This is a genomic window from Chryseobacterium sp. c4a, from assembly GCF_009900745.1.
GTDB lineage: Bacteria > Bacteroidota > Bacteroidia > Flavobacteriales > Weeksellaceae > Chryseobacterium.
In genome coordinates this window covers 106,577-124,530 of record NZ_WXVU01000018.1, presented here as the reverse complement: position 1 = coordinate 124,530, position 17,954 = coordinate 106,577, and the positions used below count along the sequence as shown (strand labels likewise).

The following is a 17,954-nucleotide window of genomic DNA, read 5'->3' as shown; positions in this document are numbered from 1 at the left end:
TGAAGTTTGGGTTTACTCCACTCTAAGTTACCATATCTTCGCAACCAAACCAAAACGGTACTCTTTCCCTGAATACCATACTCTTTTTGAGCCTGCTTGTAAGTGTAATCGCCGTTTTCTACTTGAGAAACAATTCTTAATTTAAAGGCTATACTATAGTCCTTTTGTGTACGCTTTTCTCTTGTTAATCCTTGATGTTTCATAAATAAGTCGATTAGTTGTCAACTTATTTCAGGACGGGACAAAATGATGAAAAAAAAGAATGAAAAACTGATAGCCTTTTATTATAAAAAGAACCTTTAAAAAAAGAATTTATGAAGAAACTTTTCTATGTTGTAATGATTAACCTGCTATTTGGGCTTTCACTATTTAAAGCACAAACTGTGAAGGTGAGTAGTAATGGAGCTGGGCAGCCCGCTGTTTATACATTTGAATATACAACCTCTGTGGCTATTGGTACAAGTACTCCAACGTCTAATGTGTTTTATCTTTCATTACCTGCAGGATTTCCAGCTATTTCTCCAATTGTATCAGGTGGTAACAACTTGCAGCCTTATGTTACTTTTAAAGTAAATGGAGTTGCTTACCCATGTTCTACTTCATTTGGGATAGGAGGAACCTGGAGTAGTGGAGTGCAATTATCTGTAGGTGGAGCAACCACTGGAGTTGCCATTCCGGCTGGTGCACAGATTCAGGTGATCCTTTCAGGGCTGATTAAAAATCCGACAAATCCGGGGGTATATACAATACAATGGAGAACAGCTGAAGGAAGTGGACAAACTACACAAAACTTTAGCAGTAATATTAATTTTTCAGGGACATTAGCGACCCAGGAATTGAAAGCCAAACAAAATGAACTTTCTGTATATCCAAATCCTGCTGTAGATTTTATTCAGGTTTCAGGAGTGGGGAAGTTTCAAAAATATACGATATATAATTCTGTAGGAAATCATATCACTGAAGGAAATATTTCCGAAAGCAGAAAAATCAATATTCATCATTTTATTTCAGGTGTCTATTTCCTGAAATTTGAAAACGGCAAATCCGTTCAGTTTATCAGGAAATAAAATAGATGAGGCAGTCTGAAATGAAGATTGCCTCATTTTGTTTTTAAGCATTAATGCTGTTCCTGAATTTTCTCAGGTGTTTTTATAAGAATTATATTTCCCACCAATAATGAAAAGCAGCTGGCTATCCAAAGGAAATATCCCGGGCCATATCCGGTTATCGGGAATTTATGTCCAGCTTCATTCACTGTAATTTCACCTACGGATAAATAGCAGAAGGTAAGTCCAAATGCAATAAGGCTTATTACCGCCGATATTTTTGTTTTCTTCAGTAATAAAAAGAATGCTCCAATGAAAAGCAGGGGATTGGCCATCCAGGCAATTCCACCACCATCCATTTCTGCCCAGCCTAGTAAGGCACACGCAAATCCGCTCATCTCATGATCCTGAGCATAGACTGCAGTGAAAGGAAGGGAAGCTATATAAAGAATAAGACATATTAATAGGATGAGTGTTGGTTTTTTCATAGTATTTGTTTTTATTCTATTAAATTACTATTATCAATAAGACTTTGAGGCAAGTCTTTTTTATTTTTAATTCCCAGTGATTTTAGCTTTTGGGTTTGAATCACAAGGTTGTCGTTTCCGGTGTAAAGCTGTTTGTAAGCATCATTGTAAACATTCTTGGCAAGATCGAGATTACGTCCTACTTTCTCAAGGTTATCCACAAACCCTACAAATTTGTCATATAATCGAGCTCCTCTTTCGGCTATTTCAAGCGCATTTTTGTTCTGGTATTCCCGTTTCCAGAGATCTGCAATCAGTTTTAAAGAAGTGATAAGATTACTAGGGTTTAATAACAAAATTCTTCTTTCATAAGCATAATTCCAAAGGTTTTGATCAGCCTGCATGGCGGCAATATAAGCAGGTTCACTTGGAATGAACATCATTACAAAATCCAGCGATTTTCCATAGTCATCATAGGCTTTTTGGTTAAGCTGCATAATATGATTTTTGATAGAGCCCAAATGCTGGTTAAGCTTCATCGTATAAACATCCTGATCGGTTTCATCTACCAATTCTGTGAAAGCAGTAAGGGAAACCTTAGAGTCAATAATAACATTTCTTTCATCCGGATATTTTACGACTGCATCCGGACGCATTTTTTTACCTGAAAATTCAGAGAATAAAGCTTTGTTGTCTTCATCACGAAGCTCATGTTCCAGAAAATATTCTCTTCCTTTTACCAGTCCTGATTTTTCAAGGATACTTTCAAGGATCATTTCACCCCAATTTCCCTGAGTCTTACTTTCACCTTTCAGGGCTCGGGTTAATTTTTTTGCATCTTCAGAGATCTGTTGATTCAGTTCGGCAAGTTCCTTTACTTTTTCAGCAAGTGAGAAACGTTCTTTGTTTTCCTTTTCGTAAGCTTCATTCACTCTGTTTTTCAGATCAGTGATTTTCTCCTGAAAAGGTTCAAGGATATTTTTTAGATTATTTTGATTTAAGGTGGTGAACTTTTCTGTTTTCTCCTCTAAGATCTTGTTGGCAAGATTTTCAAATTGCAGTTTAGACTCTTCCTGTATTTTGGTGATCTCTTCTTTTTGGGTATTCAGCGACTTTTGAAGACTCTCATTCTGGGTGGAAAGCTCTGAGTTTTTAGCAAAAAAATCTTGTTTTTCAGCAATAAGTGTTTCTATCTGAAAATCCTGTTTTAAAGTTAATTGTTTTTGCTCCTGAAATTGGCTGTTCAATGAAGAATGCTGTGCTGAGAGTTTGGCAAATTCATTTTTCAGATCATTCAGAAGATCCTGCTGTTGGAGTGTAAGATCCTTTTCTTTGTTGAGATTATTGTCCAGTTCCTGAACTCTTTTATTTGCATTTTCAAGATCCGATTTATTTTTGATATGTAAAAAGGTAAGCTCATCGTAAGAGCTTCTTGAAACCGAAGACGATTTCAATGCAAAATATAATATAATGGCTCCCAAGGCTCCGCCAACAATACATCCAATAATTAAATAGGTCATCTCCATTCTTCAAAATTAGGAAAAAAGGCTGGAAGTTAATAGTAGGTGATGGATTTCTGAAAGAAGGTTTACATGTTCCGGAAAACTCCCGCTTCCTACTTCTGGCTTCGTCTCTTCAGCAAGAATCCTTATATTTATGGGAAATTTCAGAAACATTATGAATATCTTATTGGTAGAGGACGATCAAAGAATTAGCAGTTTCCTGTTGAAAGGACTTTCCGAAGCCGGTTATAATATGACGCTTGCAGATTCCGGTGAAAAGGCCAGAGAAATTCTTCATACTTATGATTTTGATATTATATTAATGGATATCATGCTTCCTGGATTGGATGGCATGCAGCTTACTCAGATGATCCGATTTAAAGGAAATTATACTCCGATTCTGGTATTAAGCGCATTGAATAGTCCGGATGATAAAATTAAAATGTTGGATCTGGGAGCAGATGATTATTTGTCTAAACCTTTCCATTTTGAAGAGCTGATTTCAAGGATTAAGGCTTTGACAAGAAGAAATAAACTCAGTTACCAAAAAGAAGATCAATATCTGTCTTGTGGGAGTGTTGTTATTGATACTGCCCTTCATAAAGTTACTCAGAATGACAAGGAGATTGAATTTTCTCCTACAGAGTACAAACTTTTTACTTTCCTGATGGAGAATAAAAATAAAGTGGTGAGCAGAACCCAGATTTTGCATAATGTTTGGGGAATTGATTTTGATAATACCACGAATGTTGTGGATGTATATATTTCCTACGTTCGTAATAAGATTGATGAGTCGGAACAGAAAATTATTCATACCGTTAAAGGAACAGGATATTTAATTAAAGATTAAAAATGACACTTAGGAACAGGTTTACCCTTATTTCCAGTCTTTCATTCGGAATTGTTTCTATCATCACATCTGCGGTGATATTTTTTGCCTATTATGACAGTACGAAGATCTTCTATTTTGAAAAGCTTAGAAATACGGCGCTGATTTCTGCGATTTATTATCTTGAAAAAGATGAATTGCCAAAAGATAGACATGCTCAGATTAAACAGGAGTATAAGCATCTTATTCAAAATAATCAGGTAGCCGTTTATAACCAGAATAATGAAGTAACGTTTGGGCAAAACCTGAACGATGAAAATATCAAACCGATTCATATACAGGCTGCAAGGAATAACAAAGGAACGCAGTTTATGTCCGGGAACCAATTTTATTATGGTATTTTTTATCCCGATAATCAAGGAGACTTTGTCGTGTTTGTAAAATCTCCAAATGATTCATTCCAGTCACAGATTTGGAGACTTTCTATTATCATGCTTTCAGTATTGATTATTGGGCTGCTGGCTATTTATTTTTTAAGCCGATATCTTTCAAAGATTGTTTATAAACCCATTTCGAATGTGGTAGAAAGAATCAATAAGGTAGATTATAATAATATTTCTACAGCGATTACTTCTACTAATACCAATGATGAAATTGAAGATTTGATTAAATCATATAATAAACTATTGGGTAGGATTTCTGAAAATGTATTGTTACAACAGAATTTCATCAACTATGTTTCTCATGAATTTAAAACTCCTTTAGCTGCTATCTCAGGAAACTTGGAGGTGTTTGCCCAAAAAGACAGAACTCCTGAAGAATATAAAAAAGTAGCCAAAGAATCTCTGGACAATGTTTATGAGATTGAAAATATTCTCAACAATCTTCTTTTGATGTCCGGAATGACCAAACTTGAATCTTCTCATCAACAAGTAAGAATAGATGAGCTGATTTGGAAGATCTATGAAAAACTGGATGCCAAAGCAAAAGAAAATCAGTCCAATATTAAAATACAACTTCAGGTTACAAAACCATCTTTATTAGAATTTCCCGGAAATGAAACACTTTTATATCTGGCATTATATAATATTGTAGAAAATGCAATCAAATATTCTTATGGTCATCCTGTAGAGATCATTTTATCCGAAAAGAATAATCAATTGAATATTGAGGTAAAAGATCAAGGGAAAGGAATTCCTGCGGATGATCTTGTTAAAATTACAGATACCTTTTATAGAGGGAAAAATGTAGATGGTATTAAAGGAAGCGGTATAGGTCTTTCTTTATCCAGAAGCATTTTTGATCATCATCATATTACTATGAGAATTGATTCTAAAGTAGAGGTGGGGACGAATGTTCTTCTTGTATTTCCTATTCATCTTTAAAACTCGGTTTTGGCTAAAGCCATTGGAATTCTAATTGAAATGTAAACGGACTAAAGTCCGTTTCTATTGATGTCAATATCCCACGGATTTTCATAGATGACTATAGAAACAGTTTTATAACAATACTAGGTTGGGTTATTTGTGAATGATATTAGGGCAATTTGTGCTAAAAAATCTGCTTAATCTCCATGATTTGTGAGAAGCTCAAAAATAGATCTCTACCTATTCTAATCAAACTCTAATGTTGGGCTAATTGAATTTTAATTTCATTCGAAATTGGCTCTAATATTAGGAGGATAGCTTTGTGGTCTTAAAATAAGAGACCTTGAAGAAGATTTTTTTTACCCTTTTTTATATTCATTGTTTCAGTTTTTTTTCAGCACAGGTTTCAGATACTCTGAAGATCAGCAGAAAAGAGGCTGAAGCAATTTTTTTGGACAAAAACCTTGATATTATTGCTCAAAAACTGGAAATTTCTCAGGCAGAAGCCAGAGCACTTCAGGCTAAATACTGGCCTAATCCTAAACTAAGTATCAGTGAGGTGAACCTCTGGAGAACTTATGATATCGAAGAACAGCCTGCATTGATTGGAAATTGGGGAAAGAATACCCAGATCTCAGCCGAAATAGAACAAGTCATTCAGACTGCAGGAAAGCGAAGAAAAAATATTGAATTACAGAAAATTGAAGTAGAAGGCGAAAAATACGAATTACAGGAAGTATTGCGTGAGCTGAAGAAGACTTTGAGAAATTCAATGACTGATATCCTATATAATCAGGAACAACAGAAGATTTATCAAGGTCAGATCGCTTCTATCGAAAAATTAACAAAGTCCTATAATAACCAACTAGCCTTGGGGAATATCAGTAAGGCTGAATATATCCGTCTGAAAGCACAGGAAATTGAGTTCAAGAAAAAATTGGTGTCTTTGAAACAGGAAATTGAAGAACAACAGGCAGAACTAAAAGCTTTACTGATGATTCCGTCTCATTCTTACCTTGTGATTTCAGACTCATTTACCATGCCGGAAAAGCAGCTTTCAGAACTTGAGCTTACCCAATGGCTGGAAAAAGCAAAAGAAAATCGCCCGGATATCCTGATCTCTAAAAATAAAGAGAAACATGCCAGTAAGAATCTTGAAATTCAAAATGCCATGAAGACTCCAGATGTAGCCGTTTCAATTGGCTATGACCGTGGTGGAAACATTATGAAGGACTTTATTGGATTAGGCGTTTCAGTTGACCTCCCCATTTTTGATAGAAATAAAGGAAGTATTCAGGAGGCTAAGCTCGAAATTGAAAAAAGTAAAAATGAAACCCGTAAAAATCAGCTGAAATCAGAAAATGAAGTGATCTCTGTTTTCAGAAACTATATCCGTACCCAGCAGGTCTCAGAAGAAATAGATGATTCCTACGAATCTACACTGGATGGTTTATTGGTGAGTCACGAAAAGAATTTCAGATTAAGAAATATCAGTATGCTTGAATATATGGATTTTCTTGAAGCCTACATCGGCAACAAAATGATCATACTGGATACTAAAAAAGAGCTTAATCAATATTATGAAAACCTGCAATATGTGGTAGGACAGGATTTATAAACCACCATTAAGCAAGACTCTAAAAATATGAACATCTACTTATGAAAATGAACACTACTAAATATATCGCCGTAATTTATCTGTCTGCCCTGGTTGTACTTACGGGTTGTAAAGATGAAAAATCAACTCAAGAGGCTGAAAAAGGATATTGCCTCAGCAAAGAACTTAAAAAAGATATTAAACTGGCCAAAGCAGAAATGCTTCCTATTGAAGAAAGTATAACCCTCACCGGAGAAGTAGAAAGTAACTCTGATAAAACAGTACCTTTTGTAAGCCTCGTAGACGGAGTGGTGACTGATACTTATTTTTCTCTTGGGGATTATGTGAAAAAAGGACAAGTTCTGGCTTCTGTAAAAAGTACAGCTGTAAATGAAATGCAGGATGATACTCAGACCTTGCAGGCTCAGCTGGCGGTGGCTAAAAGAAAATTGGCCTCTGTAGAAGCCATGTACAAAGATGATATTGCCTCTCAGAAAGATCTTCAGGAAGCAAGAGCTGAAGTAACGATCCTTCAATCCAATATTTCAAAGACTCATAAGAATATGCAGTTGTATTCTGCCGGGGGGAGTACCATTCAGATTAAAGCTCCGGCGGATGGGTACGTTATTTCTAAAAATGTTTCTAAAGGAATGCCTGTAACAGCAGGTGGTGATCAGCTTTTTACTATTTCCAATCTGGAAAAGGTTTGGGTGATGGCTAATGTATATGCTACGAATATGAGACATGTTTATGTAGATCAGCCTGTAGTGGTAAAAACTTTAGCATATCCGGATGACAGTTTTGCTGGAAAGATTAATAATATTTCTCAGGTTTTTAACGAAAATGAAAGAGTGTTAAAAGCAAAAATTATCATGGATAATAACGGGATGAAACTTAGACCTGGAATGTCTGCTGATGTTGTATTGCCAGTTAATTCACAAAATAAAAGTGCTTTGGCAATTCCTGCAAAGGCTTTGATCTTCGATAATAATCAAAGCTATGTAGTGGTCTATAAAAAAGATTGTGACCTGGAGATAAGGCCAGTAACTGAGGTTGCTTCAAACAGTCAATATATATATGTAGAAGGAAATTTGAAACAAGGTGAGAGTGTAATTGCTTCCAATGGATTGTTGATTTATGAGAACCTGAAAAACCAATTAAATAATTCTAAGAAGTAATGCGAAAATTTGTACAGAATATAGTTTCCTTCTCTTTAAAAAACTCACTGATTGTTCTTTTAGGTACTTTCATGTTGTTGCTTGGAGGAATCTATTCTTATATCCACACTCCGATTGAAGCATTTCCGGATGTTACCAATACCAGAGTAAGAGTTATTACCCAATGGCCGGGAAGGAGTGCTGAAGAAATAGAAAAATTTGTCACATTACCCATTTCTAAGGAGATGAATGCTATTCCGAATAAAACTTCGGTAAGGTCTATCTCTTTGTTCGGATTATCTGTGGTTACAGTGATTTTTGATGACCATGTCAATGATTTTTATGCACAGCAATATGCATCCAATAAACTGGGAAATGTAAATCTTCCTTCAGGTGCAGAATACAGTATTGAGCCGCCATCAGGAGCTACCGGTGAAATTTACCGATATATTATTAAAAGTAAATTACCCATTAAGGAAGTCACTGCTATTCAGGATTGGGTAGTTGAAAGAGAATTGCTGGCTGTTCCTGGTGTTGCTGATGTGGTGAGTTTTGGGGGTGAAGAAAAAACATATGAAATAAAAATTAATCCTACGGAATTACACAATTATGACCTTTCCCCCTTGGATGTGTATGAAGCAGTTTCGAAGAGTAATATTAATGTAGGTGGTGATGTTGTGGCAAAAGGAGATCAGGCTTATGTAGTGCGGGGGATCGGTCTTTTGGAGAAGAAGGAGGATATTGAAAATATTCAGATTGAAGTAAAAGGTTCTACTCCTATTTTGGTAAAACATGTTGCAGAAGTAAAAATATCGGCAAAACCAAGATTGGGACAAGTAGGTTATAACAAGGAGAATGATGTAGTGGAAGGAATTGTCATCATGCTTCGTGGTGAAAATCCTAGTGAGGTCATTGCAAGACTTAAAGATAGGATAGAGGAATTAAACGGTGGTGAATTACCTGGAGATGTTCAGATAGTTCCCATTATTGACCGTACAGAATTGGTAAATACAACTGTTCATACCGTTTCCAAAAACCTTATCGAAGGAGTTCTTTTAGTTTCCATTATTGTATTCATTTTCCTGTACAATTGGAGAACAACATTTATTGTGGCATCAGTGATCCCATTGGCTTTCCTTTTTGCGATTATCATGTTGAAAATCCAAGGACTTCCGGCCAACCTTATTTCGATGGGAGCTCTGGATTTTGGATTACTGCTGGAAGGAACCCTCGTCATCGTTGAACATGTCTTTGTCGCCCTGGAACTGAAGGCTAAGAAGATTGGACTTCGGAGATTCAATAAAATTTCCAAATTGGGAATCATCAAGAAAAGCGCAGGAAGTGTCGCAAGCTATATTTTCTTTGCCTTATTGATCCTGATTGTAGCGTTGATGCCGATCTTCTCATTCCAGAAAGTAGAAGGTAAAATGTTCTCTCCTTTGGCCTTTACATTAGGATATGCTCTATTAGGTTCATTGATCCTGAGTTTAACGTATGTTCCGGCAATGTGTAAGCTTTTGCTAACCAAGAATATTGAAGAAAAAGAAAACTTTATTTCAAGATTCTTCAGGGTGAACATTTACAGAATTTATGAATTCAGTGTTCGTCATAAAAAAGGATTTATGGTCGGTTTTGTAGCTCTACTTGCCCTTTGTGGATGGAGATTCTCCAACTATGGTTCAGAATTCTTGCCTAAATTGAATGAAGGCGCTATTTATGTACGTGCCACTCTTCCAAATAGTGTGAATCTGGATGAGTCCGTTCGATTGACCAAAGAGATGAAGGAGATTTTAATGAAATATGATGAAGTAAAATTCGTCATGACGCAGACAGGCCGTCCTAATGATGGGACAGATCCTACAGGGTTCTTTAATATTGAATTTAATATCCAGCTGAAACCGGAAAACGAATGGAAGAAAAAAATATCCAAAGATGAGCTTCTTGAAGAAATGAGGGTTTCTCTTGAAAAATACCCGGGAATTAACTTTGGATTCAGTCAGCCGATTCAGGATAATGTGGAGGAATATGTTGCCGGGGTAAAAGCACCATTGGTGATTAAAATATTCGGGAACAATTTATTTGAACTTGAAAATTATGCCAATCAGGTTGCCAATTCCATCAGAACCGTTCCGGGAATATCAGATGTGAACGTCTTTAAAAATATCGGTCTTCCTGAGCTTAGAATACAACTTCATGACTCTAAAATGGCAAAATATGGAGTTTCCACGGCAGATGCGCAGGCGGTTATTGAAATGACTATTGGTGGACAGGCTGCTACCAAATTTTATGAAGAAGAAAGAATGTTTGATGTGATGCTGAGATTCGAAAAACAATATCGTGATACTCCTGAAAAAATGGGAAATATTCTGATACCAACTAAGGATAATAAAAAAGTTCCATTGAAGGAAATTGCTACCATTGACTATCATACCGGGCCATCATTCATTTACCGTGAAGGAAACAGCAGATATATTGGGGTAGGATTTAATATTGAAGGGCGTGACCTGGGAAGCACCATTAAGGAAGCAAAAGAAAAAGTAGATAAAGAGGTGAAACTTCCGAAAAGCCACAAGATGACCTGGGCAGGCGAATTCGAAAGTAAAGAAAGAGCTGCCAAGCAGCTGGCAATGGTAGTTCCTATTTCATTAGTACTTATTTTAATGCTATTGTATTTCAACTTTGGGAATGTAAAAGATACCCTGATCTCTTCTATTACATTAGCCTTTGCATTCATCGGTGGTTTTTTATCACTTTGGTTTACAGGAACCATTTTTGGAATCTCGGCGGGGATAGGTTTTATTATCCTTTTTGGAGTGGCTACTATTGATGGAATTGTTCTGATCGGGGTGATGAAAGAGAATCTTCAGAATAGAATGTCACTTAAAGAATCCATTGCTGAAGGAGTAAAAAGCAGAATTCGTCCGGTAGTGATGATTGCACTGATGGGATCTATGGGACTTCTTCCGGCAGCAATGTCTAACGGAATGGGATCCGAAATTCAAAAACCTTTGGCGATTATGATTGTTGGCGGATTAATTATCTGTATGCTGCTTTCATTTGCCATATTACCAATAGTATTCTATTATGCTTACCGTAAAAAGCATAAGGAAACAATATAGTTTCTTTTTATTTGTTCATTATTTGGCCGGGATTCGTGAGGAAGATCCCGGCCATTTTATTTTAGTCTACCCATTTTTTGTGGATTCCAGAATTTCAATATTTTTAACCACATCACTGCTCTCACATTTTTTAAGCTCTTTAAGGAGAGCAGGAGTAAGAATCTTTGGATGGGTTATTTGTGTGGCAACTTTTGCGGCTGCATAATCTACAATATTAATGACCTGTTCTCTTAGGAAATTAGGTGTATTGGATGCAATCACAGCTGTTGCCCATGAGGTATCTCTGGCTTTGGAAATCGCAAAATCTAAAATTGCATTGTCTTTTCCATTAGAAAGCTGATCAATGAGTTCTATCGGATAACATATCTGGTTCAGAGAATCCTGTACTTTCTGATTAATGGAAGCGATAACATTATTAATATTCCCAAAGTCTATTTTTAAAGGATTGATTTTTCGGTAGGGCATAATGGAAGCCGCCGAGATGCCTAGATCCAAATTAATATGGGCATTCATTCCCAGAAAAATATGCTGTAAGATGAGAAGATTTTTATTCTTTGTGGCTTCAAAAGCAATATACCAGGAATTAGTACATTTTTTACCATTATTGTAGCTTTCCCATGCTTCAAGATATCGTTGTGCAAAAGCGATATCAAGCAATATCATTCTGGGATTATCTTCAAATTTCCTTTGTTGAATTCCTTTTAAAACCTGTGCAGTCATAATGCGGTAAGTACAGGCGAAATATCCGGCAGGGCTTTTGTTTTCCTTGCACCAGATGATAATTTCATCAAGTTTTTTTAGAACTTCTTCAATGGTTTTCATGGTGGTTTTTTGTTTATTTAAAGATAATAAAAACCTGTGATCGGTAATGTATAGCTTCGGGCGCTTATAGAACAACCTTTGAATAGTAAAAAAGTGAGCTTTTCAGCTCACCTTATTTATTATTAATCGGATTAAGGAGTAACTATGATCGGATCTGGAAAAGGTTCAAGAACCAATGGCTTGCATCTTGCAGCGGGTTCACATCTTCCGCCCATGCATATAAAATTAGTCATAGTGGTAGAACCGTCGGGACATCTGATCATGCCTTCACCAGGGCATCCTCCGGGACATTCTGGCAGATGCAAATACCCTCCGATTACTTCTTTCAGTTCTGTTCTCGAAAGTTTTGATGTGTTCATTTTTTTCATGGAATTAATTTTTTAGTTTAACAATGGTTTTAACTAGCTTACAATCAGTTTTGTAAGTTTGCTTTGTTAAAAGCTAAAGTACTTATATTAATTCATTAAAACAAGATGTATTTTTGATTTTTTAAGATATAATTATTTGAAATTTAAATGATTAAAGAATAAATTGTATATTTATTTCTAGTTAATGAGAATTAAAAAGAGGATTCCGAAAATCTTAAGAGTAGGAAATTAAAACCAAACTGAATACCTATGAAAAATTTAAAAAACTTAAACAGAAAAGAGTTAAAAACTGTTTTAGGAGCAGCAGTAGTAGCATGTGAAACGCCTGCAGATGGAGGTTGTCCGGCTGGATATACATTCTGTAGTAACCCTTATTGTTGTTATCCACCGAGAAGACCATTTATCTGTTTTGATTAACAATAAAAAAATCCCTCCATTGAGGGATTTTATTTTTTAAGGATTCTCTTTTGAAATCTCATCATGATGTTTCAAATATAAAGGGAGAGCGGCAGAACCGTACCAAGGGAAGATTTCATAGCTGAAGACCTTCGCTTGAACCGCAGGATCTGTTTTTACCCATTGTTCTGCCTCTTCTTTAGATTTTGTATTGAAAATAAACATACCACGGTAGTTTTCCTTGTTCTTTTCGAGGAAAGGCCCGGCAACAATTATTTTTCCCTCATCAGCAAGTTTTCCAATATTGGCCATATGTCCTTTCATAAGATTGCTCATTTCGGTTTTATCCTCAATTTTTGCAGTACCGGTGGCTAGCATGACAATAGTATAAGCCTTCATACCATACTGATCTGCTCCTAGTGAAGTGGCCAGTTCCTGGTTGAACTTCGGTTTTTCTTTTTTCTTTTCCTGTGCAAAAAATAACGCAGAAGAGAGGAGGAAAACGGTAAGTAATGTCTTTGATATCATGTTGCTTTGTTTAGATAAATATAATAAAACCTTATCAACTTTTAAGACCAGGGTTACAAGCGAAGATATGGTACAAAAAAACCTCGATGATGACGAGGTTATATTTGAATGTCTGATGAGGTAATATCAATCTTTTATTCTTAAAAATTCTTTGGCTAATTCAATCATTTTTGGATCTCCGGTATATTTTCCATGTTCATCAGAAAGTTTTACTGTTGGGATCCATTCTTTATTAGGTGCCTGTACTCCAATCAGCTTCATTACGATATTCATTGGCTTTAATCCGACATCATTGGTAAGGTTGGTTCCAATTCCAAAAGAGATTCCGATTTTTCCTCTGCAGTAGTTGGTGATTTCCTCTACTTTTTCAAGGTTTAGGGCATCAGAGAAAATAATATATTTAAACATTGGATTAATACCATTTTTTTGATAGTGAGCAATCGTTTTATCTGCAAACTCCAAGGCATCACCGCTGTCGTGACGTACACCATCAAATAATTTTGCGAATTTTTTATCAAATTGCTGGAAGAAAACATCCGTAGTATAGGTATCAGAAAGAGCAACTCCCAAATCACCTCTATACACATCCACCCAATGTTCTAGGGCCAGTTCGTTAGCCATTTTGAAACCATATTCTGCAGCATGGAACATGAACCACTCATGAGCATGGGTTCCAATTGGCTTCACCCCATATTTCATGGCAAAATGTACATTGGAGCTTCCGATGAAGGTAGAGTCTTTTTTCTGTGTTAAAGCTTCCATTACCAGATTTTGTACTTTATAAGAATGTCTTCTTCTGGTTCCAAATTCTGCAAATGTTACCCCAAGTCTCCCTAATGCATCTGCCTTTTCAATAGTTTTACTCATAACCACTTCATTGGAGTCTCTCTCCATGTGGTTCATTTCGTAATGGAGCTCACTGATTAATGCCAGTAGAGGAACTTCCCAAAGGATCGTTCTGTACCATAGCCCTTCAACAATTACAGAAAGGTCTCCTCCTTCCTGATGAATTTTTACTTCAGACGGATCGTAGTGATAACCTTCCAGGAAATCAAGATAAGGCAGGTCAATATATGGACATGTTCTGGCCATGAATTTCTTTTCATCCTTGGTAAGCTTAAGTTCAGCCATTTTATTTACAGCTTCCTTTAAAGCTACATCAAAGCCTTCTGGAAAATGATGTTTACCTCTGTTTATAAATTCATATTTTACAACAGAACTAGGGAATAGCTTTACCACGGCATTTTGCATGGTTATTTTATAGAAATCGTTATCTAAGATTGAGTTGAGTTTTACGTTGTTCATAATATGTGTAATTTTAACGCAAATATAAAAATTAAAAATAAAATCGCCTAAATGTAAGGCGATTTTTTTGAAATATTTTGATGATCCTATCTGTTTATTTCCCCAAATAAGAATTGTACATCCAAACTTCCTTCTCCTGCTCGGTGATATAGTCGCTCATTTGAGAGTTGGTACCTTCGTCACCAGCCTGATCTGTAATATCTAAAAGTTCTCTTTGAAGATCAATTACTACTTTGAATGAACTTAGAATTTGTTCAACACTTTTAGTACCATCCGTTACCTCTTTGCTTTCTTTGATGGTGGCCACTTTTAAATAATCAGAGTAATTGTGTGCCGGTGTTGCTCCTAATGTCAGGATTCTTTCCGCAATTTCATCTATTTTTAAAACTAAGCTATTGTAAAGTTCTTCAAACTTCGGGTGAAGGGTAAAAAACTGATCTCCTTTGATGTTCCAGTGAGAACCTCTTGTATTCTGATAAAATACAGAATAGTTGGCTAAAAGTGCATTTAATTTTTCTGCTATTTTCTTGCAGTCGGCTTCTTTAAGGCCTATAATACTAGCGTTTTTCATACGTTTATCTTTTTATATATCTCAAAGTTACGAAATATCATGCCGAATAACCGGGGATATCAATAGATGATAACTATAAGAAAATTTTTAAAAATAGTTTGGAAGTATTAATATTGCACATCATGAAAAGCTTTTTAATAACTACGGCGCTATTTATAGGAGTATGTATAATATACCTCCTCCTGATGTTGACTGGGACTGAACATTATTTTACTTATATTCTGGATGATGCATATATTCATCTTGCGATGGCTAAGAACTTTGCTCTTCATGGTGTTTGGGGAATTACAGAGTATTCTTTTTCTTCATCCTCATCCTCACCTGTATTTACCTTTGTGATAAGCGGTTTGATCTATATATTGGGAAATCATGAGCTCATTCCATTGGTTTTTAATTTCGTGTGTGCAGTCCTGTTGGTATTTTTCTTAAATAGGTATTATGCCTTGTATTTCTTGCAAAATAAGTCTGTGGTTATCGCAAGTATATTCACTTTGTTATTTGCTTCTATTCCGCTACTCATCTTTTCTGGAATGGAGCATGCGCTGCAGGTACTTGTTATTGCGCTAAATGTTTATTGTTTTGAAAGATGGCGGGCATCCAGCTATAAAAATAAAGGGGATTCTTTAGGGTTCTATATAACGCTGGCATTGTTGGGGCTCATACGATTTGAAAGTATGTTCTATTTTATGGCTCTTGCTTTTGTTCTTCTTATACTTAGAAGATTTAAAGAGGGGGCGGGAGTACTTTTTTTTGGCTTTGTTCCTGTGTTGATTTTTAGCTATTTTACTTATCAAAAAACAGGGTATTTCTTCCCAAATTCGGTGATTATAAAAGGACTAAGGATTGATGCTTCAAAAGATTATATGGAGCAGCTGGTTATGATTATTGAATATAAATTTATTAAAAATCCTTATTTTCTCAATGCCGCATTATTCCCGATATTGATTTGCGGATTTTTAATAATTAAAGATATTAAACAGAAATTAAGCTTTCAGGATTTGCTTACGCGAAACTTTTTTATTGTTGTTTGGTGTATGGCATTAGTATTACACGGAATTTTTAGTCAGTTTACCAATTTCTTCCGATATGAAGCCTATTTGCTGACAGGGATGGCAATGGCTGTAATTCCAAAACTAAAAATCTATCTGAATGGATTTACTATTTCTCATTTTATGGTAAAACAAAATAGATTAATGGCAGTTTTGGTTGCTCTTTTATTGTGTACACTTGTACTCAAGATTGGATTGGGGAGCTATCTTATTGTCACAGGAAGTAAAAATATTTATGAACAGCAGATACAATCTGCCAGATTTCTAAAAAAATACTACAATCAATCCAAAGTAATGGCCAATGATATCGGAGCCATCAGTTACTTCACGGATATTCATCTATTCGATTTCGTGGGATTGGGTTCAAAAGAGATTGTTCCTTTAAGAATGAAGAAGAGAAAAGTAGATGCTGAGGTAGAAATCTTTCTTACTAAGTATTCTGTACAAAATAGATATCAACTTGCTATTGCTTATGATGAATGGATGGATGGGCATACTCCTAAAAACTGGAGAAAAGTAGCTGTTTTAACGATCAGTGGCTGGAATGCCGTATTAGGAAGAGATCATGTATATATTTATTCTATAGATCCTGAGATTCATGAAATATTGAAAGAACAGGTAAGGAGCTTTACATGGAATAAAGATATAACTGTAAAAATTCTAGACTAATTTTCCATAGGGTTCTAGGATATTTATTATTTCCCTCTTCATTGATCTTTGTCTTAATTTTTTAAGGAATAGATAACAATTTGTTAATAAACTCAAGACAGGGTTTCTCTAGCTTTGCGCTCGAAATATAATTTAAAGTAAAAAGCAATGAAGAAGTTCTTTCTGTGTTCTATATTATCATTATTCATGTTTTCATGCAGTAATAGTGATACAGACGCGCAAACTCCAACTTTACCTACAAAACCGGAAGCTCAGTATCAAACTAAGAATGTCATACTTTTAGTAGTAGACGGCCCTCGTATCTCTGAAACCTGGGAAGCACCCAATAAGGAAAATATACCGAACAGAGTAAGTTTATTAAGTCAGGGTGTTTTTATTAGTAATTTTAAAAACAACGGAACTACAAACACAAACCCGGGGCATAGCGCGATGTGTTCGGGGGTCTATGAAAATATCGTTAATAATGGAACAGAATTGCCAGGTTATCCATCTGTAATGCAACAATGGCTGAAGTTCACGGGAGCTGATAAAACAAAAGCATGGGTTATTGCTTCTAAAGATAAACTGGAAGTTTTGAATGATTGTAAACTAACAGACTGGAAAGGGAAGTATCAGCCAAGTGTAGATTGTGGGGTAAGCGGAAATGGATCTGGATATAGAGATGATGCAGTTACAATGACCAACACGAAGGAAATCATGAAAAAATATAGTCCTAATATGATTGTGATCAATCTTAAAGATGTGGATTCATACGGACATGATAATAAGTATGCAGAATACATTCAGGCTATAAAGACAACAGATGCTTCTATTAAAGAGATCTGGGATTATATTCAGTCTCTGCCTGCTTATAAAGATAAGACTACCTTAATTGTTTCCAATGACCATGGAAGGCATTTGGATAGTAAAGGCGGATTCAGAAATCATGGAGATGATTGTGAAGGATGTAGACATATTGAATTCTTTGCGATGGGGCCTGATTTTAAAAAGAATACTACCATCAGCACGGGAAATTATGAGCAAATCGATATTGCAAGTACAATGGCAGAACTTTTGGGTGTTCCTAAACAATTTATGAAAGGAAAAGTAATAAAGGATGCCTTTAAATAAAACTTTGATTTTTTGATACCAGCCTCTGTGATATAAATATAATGAAATCACA

At 35.6% G+C, this 17,954-nt stretch carries 17 protein-coding genes; 9 read left to right on the top strand and 8 right to left on the bottom strand.

Annotated features, from left to right (window positions below):
• Positions 1–203 (bottom strand): helix-turn-helix domain-containing protein (locus GTR01_RS20220; protein WP_160138393.1); only part of this gene is annotated, 203 nt, incomplete at its 3' end.
• A 111-nt stretch (positions 204–314) separates the two neighbouring features.
• On the opposite strand from GTR01_RS20220, the gene GTR01_RS20215 reads away from it, so the two are divergent.
• Positions 315–1,067 (top strand): T9SS type A sorting domain-containing protein, encoded by a 753-nt coding sequence (locus tag GTR01_RS20215; RefSeq protein WP_160139534.1) that lies wholly within the window; start codon positions 315–317, stop codon positions 1,065–1,067.
• A gap of 50 nt (positions 1,068–1,117) precedes the next feature.
• On the opposite strand, the gene GTR01_RS20210 is transcribed toward GTR01_RS20215, so the two are convergent.
• Positions 1,118–1,534: a hypothetical protein gene (locus GTR01_RS20210; RefSeq protein ID WP_160139533.1), complete on the bottom strand. Its 417-nt coding sequence runs from the start codon at positions 1,532–1,534 to the stop codon at positions 1,118–1,120.
• A gap of 11 nt (positions 1,535–1,545) precedes the next feature.
• Positions 1,546–3,039, bottom strand: a complete 1,494-nt coding sequence (gene rmuC, locus GTR01_RS20205; RefSeq protein WP_410492607.1) for a DNA recombination protein RmuC — start codon at positions 3,037–3,039, stop codon at positions 1,546–1,548.
• A gap of 151 nt (positions 3,040–3,190) precedes the next feature.
• Between rmuC and GTR01_RS20200 the strand changes: the two genes are divergently transcribed.
• The 5 genes from GTR01_RS20200 (at position 3,191) to GTR01_RS20180 (ending at position 11,084) form a co-directional block, all read left to right on the top strand.
• A complete protein-coding gene (locus GTR01_RS20200; RefSeq protein ID WP_160139538.1) occupies positions 3,191–3,865 on the top strand; it encodes a response regulator transcription factor in 675 nt (224 codons plus the stop codon).
• 2 nt (positions 3,866–3,867) lie between these two features.
• Entirely contained in the window at positions 3,868–5,229 is a 1,362-nt protein-coding gene (locus GTR01_RS20195; RefSeq protein WP_160139531.1) for a sensor histidine kinase, read from the top strand.
• 325 nt (positions 5,230–5,554) lie between these two features.
• Positions 5,555–6,829: a TolC family protein gene (locus GTR01_RS20190; protein ID WP_160139530.1), complete on the top strand. Its 1,275-nt coding sequence runs from the start codon at positions 5,555–5,557 to the stop codon at positions 6,827–6,829.
• Between the two features lie 41 nt (positions 6,830–6,870).
• The gene (locus tag GTR01_RS20185) at positions 6,871–7,986 is read left to right on the top strand and encodes an efflux RND transporter periplasmic adaptor subunit (RefSeq protein ID WP_160139529.1); all 1,116 of its coding nucleotides are present in this window, start codon (positions 6,871–6,873) and stop codon (positions 7,984–7,986) included.
• Positions 7,986–11,084: an efflux RND transporter permease subunit gene (locus GTR01_RS20180; RefSeq protein WP_160139528.1), complete on the top strand. Its 3,099-nt coding sequence runs from the start codon at positions 7,986–7,988 to the stop codon at positions 11,082–11,084. Before GTR01_RS20185 ends, GTR01_RS20180 begins: the two co-directional genes overlap by 1 nt.
• Positions 11,085–11,150: 66 nt before the next feature.
• Here GTR01_RS20180 and GTR01_RS20175 read toward each other — a convergent pair whose 3' ends face one another.
• Together GTR01_RS20175 and GTR01_RS20170 are read right to left on the bottom strand one after the other, a co-directional pair.
• Positions 11,151–11,906, bottom strand: a complete 756-nt coding sequence (locus GTR01_RS20175; RefSeq protein ID WP_160139527.1) for a DUF5995 family protein — start codon at positions 11,904–11,906, stop codon at positions 11,151–11,153.
• Between the two features lie 131 nt (positions 11,907–12,037).
• Positions 12,038–12,274 (bottom strand): hypothetical protein, encoded by a 237-nt coding sequence (locus GTR01_RS20170; RefSeq protein ID WP_160139526.1) that lies wholly within the window; start codon positions 12,272–12,274, stop codon positions 12,038–12,040.
• Between the two features lie 249 nt (positions 12,275–12,523).
• Between GTR01_RS20170 and GTR01_RS20165 the strand changes: the two genes are divergently transcribed.
• Positions 12,524–12,691, top strand: a complete 168-nt coding sequence (locus GTR01_RS20165; protein WP_160139525.1) for a bacteriocin-like protein — start codon at positions 12,524–12,526, stop codon at positions 12,689–12,691.
• Positions 12,692–12,727: 36 nt separating this feature from the next.
• Here GTR01_RS20165 and GTR01_RS20160 read toward each other — a convergent pair whose 3' ends face one another.
• The 3 genes from GTR01_RS20160 to GTR01_RS20150 all read right to left on the bottom strand — a co-directional run bounded on the left by GTR01_RS20160 (position 12,728) and on the right by GTR01_RS20150 (position 15,074).
• On the bottom strand, positions 12,728–13,198 hold the full coding sequence (locus GTR01_RS20160; RefSeq protein WP_160139524.1) for a YciI family protein: 471 nt from the start codon (positions 13,196–13,198) through the stop codon (positions 12,728–12,730).
• A 126-nt stretch (positions 13,199–13,324) separates the two neighbouring features.
• Positions 13,325–14,503, bottom strand: coding sequence for a nicotinate phosphoribosyltransferase (gene pncB, locus GTR01_RS20155; protein ID WP_160139523.1), 1,179 nt, complete (start codon positions 14,501–14,503; stop codon positions 13,325–13,327).
• A gap of 94 nt (positions 14,504–14,597) precedes the next feature.
• Positions 14,598–15,074 (bottom strand): Dps family protein, encoded by a 477-nt coding sequence (locus GTR01_RS20150; RefSeq protein WP_160139522.1) that lies wholly within the window; start codon positions 15,072–15,074, stop codon positions 14,598–14,600.
• A 122-nt stretch (positions 15,075–15,196) separates the two neighbouring features.
• Between GTR01_RS20150 and GTR01_RS20145 the strand changes: the two genes are divergently transcribed.
• A complete protein-coding gene (locus GTR01_RS20145; protein ID WP_160139521.1) occupies positions 15,197–16,792 on the top strand; it encodes a hypothetical protein in 1,596 nt (531 codons plus the stop codon).
• A 147-nt stretch (positions 16,793–16,939) separates the two neighbouring features.
• Positions 16,940–17,902, top strand: a complete 963-nt coding sequence (locus GTR01_RS20140) for a sulfatase-like hydrolase/transferase (RefSeq protein ID WP_160139520.1) — start codon at positions 16,940–16,942, stop codon at positions 17,900–17,902.
• Positions 17,903–17,954 lie beyond the last annotated feature (52 nt).

What these genes read in the sequence shown, in the direction of transcription:
- GTR01_RS20160 (WP_160139524.1), bottom strand. Translation starts at nt 13,198, where the DNA reads ATGATATCAAAGACATTACTTACCGTTTTCCTCCTCTCTTCTGCGTTA.
- GTR01_RS20210 (WP_160139533.1), bottom strand. Translation starts at nt 1,534, where the DNA reads ATGAAAAAACCAACACTCATCCTATTAATATGTCTTATTCTTTATATA.
- rmuC (WP_410492607.1), bottom strand. Translation starts at nt 3,039, where the DNA reads ATGGAGATGACCTATTTAATTATTGGATGTATTGTTGGCGGAGCCTTG.
- pncB (WP_160139523.1), bottom strand. Translation starts at nt 14,503, where the DNA reads ATGAACAACGTAAAACTCAACTCAATCTTAGATAACGATTTCTATAAA.
- GTR01_RS20150 (WP_160139522.1), bottom strand. Translation starts at nt 15,074, where the DNA reads ATGAAAAACGCTAGTATTATAGGCCTTAAAGAAGCCGACTGCAAGAAA.
- GTR01_RS20215 (WP_160139534.1), top strand. Translation starts at nt 315, where the DNA reads ATGAAGAAACTTTTCTATGTTGTAATGATTAACCTGCTATTTGGGCTT.
- GTR01_RS20145 (WP_160139521.1), top strand. Translation starts at nt 15,197, where the DNA reads ATGAAAAGCTTTTTAATAACTACGGCGCTATTTATAGGAGTATGTATA.
- GTR01_RS20195 (WP_160139531.1), top strand. Translation starts at nt 3,868, where the DNA reads ATGACACTTAGGAACAGGTTTACCCTTATTTCCAGTCTTTCATTCGGA.
- GTR01_RS20180 (WP_160139528.1), top strand. Translation starts at nt 7,986, where the DNA reads ATGCGAAAATTTGTACAGAATATAGTTTCCTTCTCTTTAAAAAACTCA.
- GTR01_RS20200 (WP_160139538.1), top strand. Translation starts at nt 3,191, where the DNA reads ATGAATATCTTATTGGTAGAGGACGATCAAAGAATTAGCAGTTTCCTG.
- GTR01_RS20140 (WP_160139520.1), top strand. Translation starts at nt 16,940, where the DNA reads ATGAAGAAGTTCTTTCTGTGTTCTATATTATCATTATTCATGTTTTCA.
- GTR01_RS20165 (WP_160139525.1), top strand. Translation starts at nt 12,524, where the DNA reads ATGAAAAATTTAAAAAACTTAAACAGAAAAGAGTTAAAAACTGTTTTA.
- GTR01_RS20185 (WP_160139529.1), top strand. Translation starts at nt 6,871, where the DNA reads ATGAAAATGAACACTACTAAATATATCGCCGTAATTTATCTGTCTGCC.
- GTR01_RS20170 (WP_160139526.1), bottom strand. Translation starts at nt 12,274, where the DNA reads ATGAAAAAAATGAACACATCAAAACTTTCGAGAACAGAACTGAAAGAA.
- GTR01_RS20175 (WP_160139527.1), bottom strand. Translation starts at nt 11,906, where the DNA reads ATGAAAACCATTGAAGAAGTTCTAAAAAAACTTGATGAAATTATCATC.